Source organism: Paenibacillus sp. 37 (genome assembly GCF_008386395.1).
GTDB lineage: Bacteria > Bacillota > Bacilli > Paenibacillales > Paenibacillaceae > Paenibacillus > Paenibacillus amylolyticus_B.
In genome coordinates, this window is sequence record NZ_CP043761.1 from 1,880,313 (window position 1) to 1,892,141 (window position 11,829).

Sequence of the window (11,829 nt, forward strand, 5' to 3'; positions counted from 1 at the left end):
CCGAAGCAGAATTATCATATGTATCGGGTGCGACACAAAACATCAGACCTTCTCTATTCCATTTTCAGATATGCACTGGTCATCGGAATTTCATTTATTATTTTATATCCGTTATTTCTCAAAGTTTCAGTTGCGTTCAAGGACAAACAGGATATCTACAATCCAACGATTTATATGATTCCTCAGCACTTTACGCTGGATAATATTCGGCTAGCGGCGCAAGTGATGGATTACCTGCCTCTGCTGGCGAACACGTTATTGTTTGTTACCATCACAACGCTTCTGACAGCCATGTCCTGTGCGCTTGCAGGTTACGGCTTTGCCCGGTTTTCTTTTCCAGGCAGCAATGTGCTCTTTGTCCTGGTCATTCTCACCATTCTGGTGCCCACAAGCACGCTTATGGTGCCGATGTATCTGCATTTCCGCAGCTTTGATTTTATGGGCATGATCCAGTTGTTCACGGGAAAGAATGGCATCAATCTGCTGAATACGTATTGGCCCTCCATGATTACGGCGGCTACGGCAGGTGGGCTAAAGGCAGGGTTGTTCATCTATATTTTCCGTCAGTTCTTCAAGGGTATGCCAAAGGAAATTGAGGAGGCCGCCCTGATTGACGGTGCTGGTGGATTCAAAACATTTGCTCAAATCATGCTGCCCAATGCGATCTCACCGCTGATTACGGTCATTCTGTTCTCATTTGTGTGGCAGTACAACGATACGTTCTATTCGGCATTATTCATGAGTGAAAGTCCACTGATCTCACTGAAGGTGGCTTCCTTACCTGCTCAGGCGAACCAGTTAATCCCACAACTGATGGGCTTTGGTTCGAACTCGGGCATCAAGGCAGATCCGAACTATGTGGCGATGATCGTGGATACAGGCATTTTGCTGGCGATTGCACCACTGATTATTTTGTACTTGTTCGTGCAGCGTTATTTTGTGGAGAGCATTGAGCGCTCGGGGGTCGTGGGTTAAAATGGTAAACCTAATTGGAGGTGTTAGCGATGACGGTACGTATGATCAACAGTGCTCCGGTGAATGAAGCAGCGACATTCGAAGCCAGAGAACTAATGGCGTTCCTGGTCGAGCGTTATGGGAAAGGGATGTTGTCAGGTCAGCAGGACTACAGCAATCTGAACTGGATTAATGAAAATACAGGGCGGAAACCGGCTGTGATTGGATTCGATCTCATGGAATATTCGCCATCAAGAACAGAGCGCGGCGCGGTCTCTCAGGAGATTCGGGATGCCATTGCATGGCACCATCAAGGGGGAATCGTGACGCTATGCTGGCACTGGAATGCACCTACGAATCTGATCGATGAACCGGGCAAGGAGTGGTGGCGGGGGTTTTATACGGATGCGACTACCTATGATCTGAGTTCAGCGCTGGCTGATACTGAATCGGAAGCATATCAGTTATTGATCCGGGATATCGACGCGATTGCAGTTCACTTGCAAGAGTTGAAAGATGCTGTTGTGCCCGTGTTATTCCGACCGCTGCACGAAGCCGAAGGTGGATGGTTCTGGTGGGGAGCGAAAGGCCCCGAACCTGCCATACAGTTGTATAGGTTGTTGTATAATCGATTAGTGCACGAGCACAAGCTGCACAATCTCATCTGGGTCTGGAACTCGGAAAAACAGGAATGGTATCCAGGGGATGATGTCGTGGACATTGTGAGTGTAGATGTATACCCGGAAGCAGGAGATCACAGTCCGCTGGCAGCACGTTACGCCAACCTGCGTGAGCTTGTGAAGGACAACAAAATCATTGCACTCGCCGAGAACGGCTCCATCCCTGACCCTAAGCAAATGAAGGAACAGGATGTACACTGGAGTTGGTTCTGTACTTGGACAGGTGGATTTCTGAAAGACGGGGCGCATAATGAAGTGGCGTTTTTGAAGGAAGTGTATAACAGCGAAGAGATTATCACGTTGGATCAGCTACCGAAATGGAGTTGGTTGTAAGAACGTTACTTCGAACAACTGGTATTGGCATCAAAGAAGCGTGAGTATTCGCTAGAAGATTTAATGCGAATACTCACGCTTCTTTCTGGTGGCGTACATATGTAAATGGAGCTATTCCTTGGAGAAACATAAAAATCCGTTTCGAACCACAATCTAGTTTGCCGGTTGTAGCATATCTCGGATATTGGGATATAAATTCACACTGTTCGTGAATAAGATATATGATTGATTAACCGTACGGATCAGAATCCTCTCGCTTGTGCCATTAACCGGACCGATTCGAATGGCGGATGGTTCGCTGCCACCGTATGTATCATCCAGAGTGACCGATGTGATATGTACAATTGGAATTTCGATTTTGGAGAACTGCCAGCGGATGACCAGTTGATCTTCTGCTTTTTTCACGTTAACACCAAACATAGATTGATCTCCTCCTGTTGTAATTCATATCATTGAATTAATCTCGTATATCCAGTTTATCATATTTTGGATAAAATTACCTTATTAATAGTAAGGGGCGGCGATTTCTATCAACTGAATTTAAAAGACCAAATCGATCCTGTTCAAAGGAGGAGAATGTATGCACGACTGGAATGCCTATCATTATTTTGAACAAAGTCTTGGTCCCTTCAGAAATCTCTCCAGCCTGTCTGCGGATGAAGCAGAAACAGTTACACAGAAGATCCGTCTTCAGGGAAGGAACTTTGCCAGTCGACGACCCGCAGATTACATGGCAATTCGCAGAACGCTTGAGCAAAGGGCTTATGAACAGTTTGTTGCCAAAGGTGGGAAGCCACTACAATCATATCCCCATTATCTGACGCTTGGTGCATGCGAATGGCTGTTGTCCTGGTATTCAGAACCCGATCATGTAATCATTCCATGGGATGACCTTCCAGATGCAGTTGTGAGTTTTGGACTTGTTTCCAACAATGAGGTTTGACGATGCTAAACCTTATCGTAAGCAGATTTATACCAAAGATGAAATCATCGAAGTTATTCAGTTCTATGGTTGGCCTCAGGAATGGAACCGTAAAGGTGATAAGGGGCCGGAACGATATATTGAGGTACAGGTCTGGGACGAACGTATTATCCAATCGTGCACACGTGATTGAGCCCGTTATGAAGAAATTTGATTTTATCATCGATCCTAAGAAGTGATCATGCGGAGATATCAGTGTACGATATTGAGGGTGGGATATTTCAGTAAAACCTACAGGATTAACCATCGTATATACCGAATACAAATAGAGAAATTAGTAAACTTATACTCCAACACAAAGGGTGTGCCACATGACGAATCTATTCGAACATTGTTCAGGTCAAACATTATCTGCAAACCTGGGATGGCTGAACGAGCCAGCAGATTGGTCCGTTGAAGACGGCAAAGTAACGATAACCGTTTCGCCAGTCAGTGACTTTTTCATTGATCCGGGAGGTGACCCGGTGAAAGCCTCAGCTCCTTTTTTACATACAATAATCAAGGGAGATTTCAGCATCGTCACTCAAGTACAGGTGGACATGAAAGAACAGTATGACTCGGGCTGTCTGATGGTGATGGTGGACGATACGAATTGGGCTAAAGTCTGCTTTGAATTTTTTGAAGAACAGCCGTCCATTCTTAGTGTTGTGACCCGTGGTAACTCGGATGATTGTGTATCATCCCCTATAGATGTCAGCAAGCCTTATTTACGTGTAGCCCGCGCAGGCAGCAGCTTTGCTTTCCATTATTCCCAAGATGGTGAGAAGTGGAAGCTGGTACGTTATTTTGGCCTCGATTGCCCCGAAGAGATCAAAGTTGGCATTGTGGCCCAATCCCCAATCGGGCAAGGGACCACAGTTACTTTTGCAGATGTACGGCTTCAACATGGACTGACCGGAAGTGTACGCCGAGTAGAATAAAAAACGATCAGAATGTTGTTCTGTCATTTATTTCACTCGAATTAACAATCCGAACAGGCCGAGTGCAGCAAAGGCCAGAAATGCCGTTGTATTGGAAAACACTTCAATCGTGTAACCTGCCATGGAGGAGCCAAGGAATTGTCCAGCCCCCAGCGCGAGAAAGGCAAGGCTGATCCCAATCGATACATTCGGACTGAATAGTCGCGTTGCCCAAACGATAAATACACTGGTCAGGAAAATATATGTGCTGCCAAATATGATCGCAGAGATCAGACTTGCCGCCATGGATGGAAGAAGGATTACCCCCAGCGAGATAGCCAATAAAAGGATACCTATCCGGTAGGACCACCCAATCTCAATACGTTCAATAATGCGTCCAGCGCATCCGCCGAGTATCCCCATAACCCCCATCACAATCCAGAACAACACGGCTTCCGAATCGGAGACCCCTTTCTCGTCCGTGAGGAAGTTTCGGGCAAAGGTCCAGTAGATTGCCGAACTAACGCCTGTTAACAGACAAGCCATCAGAAGAGCAGACCCGGGTCTGGTTGGTTTCATACATGTCCAGAGTGACTTGGTACAAGGCAGTGTCTTGGTTGCCGGAATGACACGTCTGTTCCACAGCAGAACGACAACACCGATCACAGCAAACAGGATGTAGGTTAGACGCCAGTAATCCGTGAACAGCCAGTAGAGTGGACCGGATATAACAATTCCGAAGCTGGTCCCTGTGTTAATCCAGCTGTTACCTCTTGCTTGCAGATCCGGTGCAAGTTCGGCATTAACCATGTTACCGAGTGCCGGAGAGGCCCAGCCTGTACTCAAACCAGCTAGAAATACACTAAATGCAAGAACCCATGCATTCTGGGACAGGGCGATGCCGGTTAATCCGAGCACTGCACTGATCCCTGCCAATTGAATGACATAATGATGCCCCTTGCGATTAATCAACAGGGGTGCAGTTAGAAGGGACAGACAATAGGCAATATACGTTCCTGAGTTAATCGCCCCAGAGGCTGCATCATTCAAGTGTAAGGCTTCCGAAATTTCCGGCATAAACAATCCATAACTGAATCTCCCGAATGCATAACATACAGCGATAAGTGCAATGCCTGGGAAGATCATTTTTTTCATTAAATCCACCGCCTTTTAGATAGAACGATCATTATAATTTCATTTAAATAAAAAAGTGAGTTGAACTACTAACTCACCCGGAATAGCATTATTTGAAACTGGTTTGCGTCATATGGATCAATTCACGGCAGACTTCATTTACATTTTCTGTCTCAGCAAGTGCCGTAGAACCTTCCAGCAGCAGGGAAAATCGCAACAGATCTCGATCACTTGCAGCAGGCGCCAATGTTTGGATTAATGTTCTCATATGTCTTTTATGCGCATTCACTGTCTGGACGATGATATGGTCAGTGTGACCTCCGAATTCTTCCTTGGCGCGTAAGAACAAGCACCCTCTTGATTCGTGTTCTTTTAGCCAAGTTACATGTCCTTCAGCCAGATTGAGAAACATGGGTTGCTCTTTATTGTTTGCATATTGCCGGAGCTGTTCCAAATAACGCTGTTCGCGCCGCAGGAGTACTTGGACGATGAGATCATCCTTGGACTCAAAGTGGTTATATAACGTCATGATAGCGATCCCGGCATCCGTGATAATTCGCTTTAAGCCAATGGAATGGAAGCCATGAAGATAGAATAATTCTTCAGCCACGTTCAAAAGCATTTCTTTTTTGCTGCTCATGTCAGTGTTACTCTCCCTTCAGAATAATATAGAACGATCATTATACTCAAAGGCTATAGTAAATCGTTTACATTGTCAAATTCTGTGAGATGGCGTTATATGAACTACATCGTTTTGCTTTCACCGGACAAATGAAAGCACAGTATGACAGGTTATTGGGGTGTTTATCCGTTATATTAGACATCAAGGAGTGATTATCACATGAACTGGATCAACGCATTACAGGTCGCTATTCAATATATGGAAGACCACTTGCTTGAAAATATGACGATGGAGCAGATTGCCGCAGAGGCTCATATCTCTCCTTTTTATTTTCAACGTACCTTTTCCTTATTAACTGATATTACTGTAGCCGAGTACATAAGACGCAGACGATTGACTTTGGCGGCACATGAGCTACTTCAGCGTGATGTTAAAATTATCGATTTGGCGCTTAAATATGGTTACGATACACCAGAATCTTTCTCCAAAGCCTTTCGGAGACAACATGGAATCGCACCCAGTGAGGTTCGAAAGAATAGTAACGCTGTCAAATCGTATAATCGTTTGGTTATTCAAGTGAGTCTAAAAGGAGCTGAACCGATGAAATATAGAATCGTTGAACATCCTGAATTTACTATCGTAGGGGTGAAGCAGACTTTCTCATATGTAGATGGAGAACATCTGCAAGGCATCGGGAAGATGTGGCAGGAAGCGTGGACGAGCGGTACAGAGGATCGTTTGTTTGAACTGAACAACGGGGATATTCCAGGGTTACTTGGCGTCGTTGTGGATCAGAGCGAAATACAGGATAAACAGATGCAATACTGGATTGCTACGGCTTACGATGGTGAGGTACCTGATGGATTTTCAACCTTCACCATGCCTGCTTCCAAATGGAGTGTATTTGAAGTAGAAGGCCCGATGCCGGAGAGCATGCAGCTTCTGTGGAAACAGATTATTGCGGAATGGTTTCCATCCAACCCTTATGAGCACGCATATATGCCGGAGCTGGAAGTATACCCGGGCCCCAATCAACCGCCACAAATCTGGATACCGATTAAATAAATTTTAACCGTTTCAAACTCGATCATTGTCGCCCATAAACACTCGGATAACCGAAGCTGTTTATGGGTTATTTGGTTGTGATTAATCAGAGATTCGAAGTTGTACAGAGGATGTTCAAGCGTTGTTCATTTTATTGCAGCCAGGTAAACATGATATATTGGAATGAAGGTTAACAGCTATAAGAGGACAATGAGGTAAACCGCAGGAGGCAGATATGTTATATAAGGACCCATTCATTCAGACGATCATCAAACACGAGCAATTAATGCATGATCTGCGGAGAGTCCGAGGTCTCCATTTGCCACAATGTTACATAGGTGCAGGATATATTCGCAATTATATCTGGGATGTTCTGCATGGATATGCTGTTCGCGAGCTGCACAGTGATATTGATGTTGTCTATTATGATGCGTCAGACCTGCGTGAGGAAAGAGACATACAGTTGGAGTGTCAGCTCCGTGAGTTGACAGGCAATGCCAAGTGGTCGGTCAAAAATCAGGCGAGAATGCATCTGCGCAATGGCACAGATCCTTATCTTTCTACTGAAGATGCTCTTCGCTATTGGCCAGAAGTTGTGACTGCTATAGCAGTACAGTTGGATGAAGAAGATCGGGTTAACATCTGCGCTCCGCATGGTTTGCATGATCTGTATCACCTTATAGTCCGCAAAAGTCCATTCTTCACGGATGCTGACTATTATAATCAGAGAGTACAGAAGAAGCGCTGGCAGGAACAATGGCCGAAACTAACGATAATAACAGCTTGAATAATAAGTGATTTGCGGAATAGTGGGTACAAGAAGGAGTGTCTACGGATTTGATAAAAAAGTTCTTACACAAAAATGGACTGATCATTGATCTTGTCCTGTTGGCATGTTTTGTGGCATTTCTGGCCTTCTGGGGCCAACGATTTGCAGTCATGTTTTTTGGAATGATCACGGTGGCTTTTATCGTGCTAAGACGGATTGACTATCAGAAGCATGTTATTCTGAAACGGATTATCCTTACCGGATTTGGCGTGGTTGCCGTCTCTTTTGTCATTATTGAAGCACTTGTATTCACACAGCTTGGTGCGAATGATCCGGAAGAAGCGGACTATGTCATTATCCTGGGTTCAGGCATCCGTGGAACGGAATTGTCATTGACCCTGAAACAAAGGTTAGATGCAAGTCTGAACTACATTCGTAGTCACCCTCAGACACCAGTCATTGTATCGGGTGGACAGGGACCTGGAGAATCGATTCCCGAAGCGCTCGCCATGAAAAACTATCTGATTGAACAGGGGATTAACCCCGCCCAAGTGATTATGGAAGATCGCTCCACAAGTACACAGGAGAATTTGGCCTTTTCCAAAAAAATCATTCTTGAATCCGGGTTAGAGCACCCTGAGATCATGATTGTCACCAGTGACTATCATATGTTCCGTTCCAAATACATCGCTGCCAAGAATGGTTATGCAGCAGAATACGGCATATCGGCTCCGTCACCGGGTTATCTGAAACCCGTCAACATGATCCGTGAATATTTTGCTACGATCAAAACATTTATCTAATGCACATGACAGAAAAACGGAAACAGGACGAAGCGGAGATCTATGATCTATGCTTCGTCCTGTTTGCATATAAGGATGGTTATTACTCCTTAACAATAGGTTATTTTTCTGAAGGAGCAGGTACAGTTACTGAAACCTTATCCCCAGGGAGAGCTACCATTTCAGAAGATGAGGCAGGAGAAGGAACGGTTGCGGCCTCGGAAGCCTTGTCCTCGGAAGGAAGGGCTACCATCTCAGAAGGTCCAGCAGGAGAAGGAACTGTGGCTGATTCTACAACTTGAGCCTCAGAAGGTTCAGCAGTCGAAGGAGCTGGTACATTTTCTGAAACTTCATCCTCAGGGATAGCCACGATTTCAGGCGTTTCGGAAGCAGCGGGAGCAGTTACAGCTTCAGAAACTCCGGCTGTATCGGGAGAAGCTACGATCTTAGGAGTCTCAGATACGGAAGGAACAGGCACAGCTTCAGTAGCCTTGGCCTCTACTTTAACCGTATGGTTTGATGCCCATACTGCGGTGGACGTACTTACGCCAGTAATAAGCAGGAGGGCTCCCATACTTATCATCCAATGTTTCTTTTTCAGTTTCTTTACATTAAACATAATCATCAATCTCCTTTTTAATTGTTTGCCTTCACCCGATAGGGACGAACAAAATTGAGCAGGTATTTTCTTGGTTCCCGCCATCACATTTAAAATCGTCTCACCATATCGTCTTCGCTCTTCATGGGACATCTCTTTCACCACATCTTCATCACAGGCCAACTCGCTCCAGGTATGAATGTCCCGGCGAATCATATGAATCAGGGGATTGAACCAGTGCAGGGCACTAACGCCCAAGGTCACAGCCTTGACCCACAGATCTTGATGTTTCAGATGTACCAACTCATGATGAATCACCATGCTGATGTCCATTTTCACCGTATTTTCGGGTGGCAGATATATCGTTGGTTTAAACAAGCCAACCAGTATAGGGCTTCGTACTAGCGTGCTGTGAGCAAGCGTGATATTACGTTTGAGACCCAAAGCCTCTTTGATTAATGGTAGCTGTACAGCTGCTTCACTATGACAGAGGACTGGGGTACGTGTACGAGATAATTCATTCAGAAATCTTCGATAACAGTACGCCTGCCATGCAGAAAAACCAATGACTCCAATGCCCCAGACGCATAACAAGAACCAGGCTGTGGTTACCGAGATGGTTTGTTCCGGGATAAACGTTCCTGCAAGTACGCCCGAAGTTGCTGCATTCTCCGTTCCCGGTATAGTTGATGTCGTTTGGAATGCAATATCCAAAAGCCATGAAAGGCCAAGAGATACCGGGAACAGATAAAACAAGATAGCCAGTTTACCGAGTCTGTAGAGCCACTTGGTCGGAAAAACAGATACGGGTATAAGTCGTAGTGCCAAAATACAAACAGAAACGATACTTCCCGCCACGGTCAAGCTGCACAGAATCTCAAAAAAGATATTCATCATCTGCACCTACTTTTCCGAAAGCCATTTTTTCAGTTCTGAAATGTCATCGTCTGAAAGCTTGTCACCATCATACATGGCCGAAACCAAATTCTTGACTGAACCTTGATACAGTCCATCAAGAACGTGCTGCGTTTCCTGTAGTTTGTAGTCTTCGGGCTTTAGAAGAGGCTCATAATCATTGGTTCGTCCACGTCTCGTGACGGTAAGTGCGCCTTTATCCACCAACCGTGACAGAAAGGTAGACATGGTCTGCGCTTTCCACGCTTTCCCCTTCTCAGCGAAGATGTCTAATAGTTCTGTGGAGGTGACCGGTGGGGCGCATGACCATATAACGACCATTAACTCCATTTCTGTTTCGGATAATTTTTGAATCTGGTTCACAGTGAACACTCCTTAACATCGTTATGCGTCCATAACGATCGTATTACTACACTACGTAGTACGTATAAACTACTACAACTTGTAGTGGATAGTCAAGTTAACCTGATAGATGATTGCCAAACCATGTTATAATATAGGTCATTAATAGAAGAACGATGTAGGAGTGAATGATCATTACAGCATATCAATTACCTGCTCTCTATGAGCAGAAGCGAGTTTCAATGCACGAGATGGAAGAGATTGTACGCCTGTTGGCCCAGACACCGCTATTATACGATGATGGACAGAGCATTCAGATTCAGGATTACATGGGAGGCTTGGAGGTCGAACTTAAGCATGAGGTACGTCGTGCAGTGACCGAGTTGTATGAACTGGCTGTTCAGGCTTGCCGAGCCTTCGCTGATCCATTGGCGTACGAGCAACTTCAAGATGCGCTTGGGTTACAGTCCGAGTTGTGGCAGGAGGAAGTGCTTACTCTTGCAAATTGGATGGATTGGTTGAAGCAGATCAGTGAAGGAAAAAGAACACTGCCAGAGTACAACTTTACAGCGATGCTTGGGAACTTGCCGGACGGATTCATGATCCATGATTTTTATGATGAACTCCGATATCAATTGGAACAAAACCCTGCAAACGCATGGGCTATCGAAGAGCGGGATCGCTTGTACGTAGCTCTGGGTGTGAAATAAATCAAACCAACGGATCACCGGCGGTGTTAATCTATTATCTACATTTTGCATGCATAGAAACATTCCAATCTATATCTTGCGAGTTCTTTACCCAGTATGGGAAATGAGGGGATACCGTGAAGAAGGTTGTATTAGCTGGTGGAACGGGATTTGTCGGACAGGATTTTGCCCAAAGGTTCAGGAAGCTGGGTTATGAGGTGCTGATTATCTCGCGTCAGCCCGGTCATATTGCCTGGGAGGATCGTGCAGGAATTATAGGGGCACTGGAAGAAGCAGAGATGCTGATTAACCTGGCAGGTAAATCGGTAAATTGCCGTTATACGGAGGAGAATCGCAAAGTCATTCTGGAATCCAGAACCCGTACAACACGTATTCTCGGCGATGCCGTCCTGGCTTGTAATCATCCTCCCGAACTATGGATTAATTCGAGTACGGCGACCATATACAGACATGCTGAAGATCGTCCCATGACGGAAAAAGAAGGCGAGATTGGCTCTGGCTTCTCGGTCGACGTTGCCAAAGCTTGGGAACAGGCTTTCTTTGAGTTCAGTCTGCCGTCTACGCGTCAGATTGCACTGCGAATTGCGATTGTGCTGGGCAAGGGTGGCGTGATGGTGCCCATGACGAACCTCGTCCGTTTTGGACTGGGAGGATCGCAAGGTGCAGGCACACAGCAGTTCAGCTGGATTCATATCGAGGATCTGTTCCGCATGGTGATCTATCTGCAAGAGCATCCACATCTGAATGGTGTATTCAATGCCTCTTCGCCTCATCCGGTTACGAATCGGGAGCTGATGACGCGTCTGAGAGAACAGATGGGTGTTCGGATTGGACTGCCTTCTCCTCGCTGGATGCTTGAACTGGGCGCACGCTTCATTCAGACAGAGACGGAATTGGTTCTCAAAAGTCGTTGGGTCATTCCTGAACGATTGGAGATGGAGGGCTTCACGTTCACCTACGGTACGCTAGATGTCGCACTTGCCGAGATTTTGAATAAGAAGAAATGAAGACACATTATAAATAATAAAACACAACAGCAAGGGCAGAGGCATCTGCCCTTTATTA

15 protein-coding genes are annotated in these 11,829 nt (G+C 45.6%); 10 read left to right on the plus strand and 5 right to left on the minus strand.

Annotated elements, in window-relative coordinates; genetic code table 11:
- Positions 1–18: 18 nt before the first annotated feature.
- Together F0220_RS08550 and F0220_RS08555 are read left to right on the plus strand one after the other, a co-directional pair.
- Positions 19–975: a carbohydrate ABC transporter permease gene (locus tag F0220_RS08550; protein ID WP_105598443.1), complete on the plus strand. Its 957-nt coding sequence runs from the start codon at positions 19–21 to the stop codon at positions 973–975.
- A 29-nt stretch (positions 976–1,004) separates the two neighbouring features.
- On the plus strand, positions 1,005–1,967 hold the full coding sequence (locus tag F0220_RS08555) for a glycosyl hydrolase (protein WP_105597905.1): 963 nt from the start codon (positions 1,005–1,007) through the stop codon (positions 1,965–1,967).
- A 153-nt stretch (positions 1,968–2,120) separates the two neighbouring features.
- On the opposite strand, the gene F0220_RS08560 is transcribed toward F0220_RS08555, so the two are convergent.
- Positions 2,121–2,387, minus strand: a complete 267-nt coding sequence (locus F0220_RS08560; protein ID WP_105597906.1) for a SunI/YnzG family protein — start codon at positions 2,385–2,387, stop codon at positions 2,121–2,123.
- Between the two features lie 160 nt (positions 2,388–2,547).
- Here F0220_RS08560 and F0220_RS08565 point away from each other — a divergent pair, with 160 nt between their 5' ends.
- From F0220_RS08565 to F0220_RS08570, 3 genes are all read left to right on the plus strand, one after another.
- Positions 2,548–2,910 (plus strand): hypothetical protein, encoded by a 363-nt coding sequence (locus F0220_RS08565; protein WP_223199898.1) that lies wholly within the window; start codon positions 2,548–2,550, stop codon positions 2,908–2,910.
- Positions 2,900–3,082, plus strand: coding sequence for a hypothetical protein (locus F0220_RS32830; RefSeq protein WP_223199899.1), 183 nt, complete (start codon positions 2,900–2,902; stop codon positions 3,080–3,082). Before F0220_RS08565 ends, F0220_RS32830 begins: the two co-directional genes overlap by 11 nt.
- Positions 3,083–3,260: 178 nt before the next feature.
- The gene (locus tag F0220_RS08570; RefSeq protein ID WP_105597907.1) at positions 3,261–3,869 is read left to right on the plus strand and encodes a DUF1349 domain-containing protein; all 609 of its coding nucleotides are present in this window, start codon (positions 3,261–3,263) and stop codon (positions 3,867–3,869) included.
- Between the two features lie 27 nt (positions 3,870–3,896).
- Here F0220_RS08570 and F0220_RS08575 read toward each other — a convergent pair whose 3' ends face one another.
- Both F0220_RS08575 and F0220_RS08580 read right to left on the minus strand, forming a co-directional pair.
- Positions 3,897–5,003 (minus strand): MFS transporter, encoded by a 1,107-nt coding sequence (locus F0220_RS08575; RefSeq protein ID WP_105597908.1) that lies wholly within the window; start codon positions 5,001–5,003, stop codon positions 3,897–3,899.
- A gap of 88 nt (positions 5,004–5,091) precedes the next feature.
- Positions 5,092–5,622, minus strand: a complete 531-nt coding sequence (locus F0220_RS08580) for a TetR/AcrR family transcriptional regulator (protein WP_105597909.1) — start codon at positions 5,620–5,622, stop codon at positions 5,092–5,094.
- A gap of 201 nt (positions 5,623–5,823) precedes the next feature.
- Here F0220_RS08580 and F0220_RS08585 point away from each other — a divergent pair, with 201 nt between their 5' ends.
- The 3 genes from F0220_RS08585 to F0220_RS08595 all read left to right on the plus strand — a co-directional run bounded on the left by F0220_RS08585 (position 5,824) and on the right by F0220_RS08595 (position 8,220).
- Entirely contained in the window at positions 5,824–6,669 is an 846-nt protein-coding gene (locus F0220_RS08585; protein ID WP_105597910.1) for an AraC family transcriptional regulator, read from the plus strand.
- A gap of 214 nt (positions 6,670–6,883) precedes the next feature.
- Positions 6,884–7,435: a nucleotidyltransferase family protein gene (locus tag F0220_RS08590; protein ID WP_105597911.1), complete on the plus strand. Its 552-nt coding sequence runs from the start codon at positions 6,884–6,886 to the stop codon at positions 7,433–7,435.
- Between the two features lie 50 nt (positions 7,436–7,485).
- Positions 7,486–8,220, plus strand: coding sequence for a YdcF family protein (locus F0220_RS08595; RefSeq protein WP_105597912.1), 735 nt, complete (start codon positions 7,486–7,488; stop codon positions 8,218–8,220).
- Positions 8,221–8,320: 100 nt separating this feature from the next.
- Here the strand turns inward: F0220_RS08595 and F0220_RS08600 are convergent, their stop codons facing one another.
- Together F0220_RS08600 and F0220_RS08605 are read right to left on the minus strand one after the other, a co-directional pair.
- Entirely contained in the window at positions 8,321–9,694 is a 1,374-nt protein-coding gene (locus tag F0220_RS08600; RefSeq protein ID WP_223199900.1) for a M56 family metallopeptidase, read from the minus strand.
- Between the two features lie 6 nt (positions 9,695–9,700).
- A complete protein-coding gene (locus F0220_RS08605) occupies positions 9,701–10,075 on the minus strand; it encodes a BlaI/MecI/CopY family transcriptional regulator (RefSeq protein WP_017689706.1) in 375 nt (124 codons plus the stop codon).
- Between the two features lie 167 nt (positions 10,076–10,242).
- Here F0220_RS08605 and F0220_RS08610 point away from each other — a divergent pair, with 167 nt between their 5' ends.
- Both F0220_RS08610 and F0220_RS08615 read left to right on the plus strand, forming a co-directional pair.
- Complete coding sequence (locus F0220_RS08610; RefSeq protein WP_105597914.1) at positions 10,243–10,764, plus strand: hypothetical protein; 522 nt, start codon at positions 10,243–10,245, stop codon at positions 10,762–10,764.
- A 116-nt stretch (positions 10,765–10,880) separates the two neighbouring features.
- Entirely contained in the window at positions 10,881–11,771 is an 891-nt protein-coding gene (locus tag F0220_RS08615; protein ID WP_105597915.1) for a TIGR01777 family oxidoreductase, read from the plus strand.
- Positions 11,772–11,829: the final 58 nt, after the last annotated feature.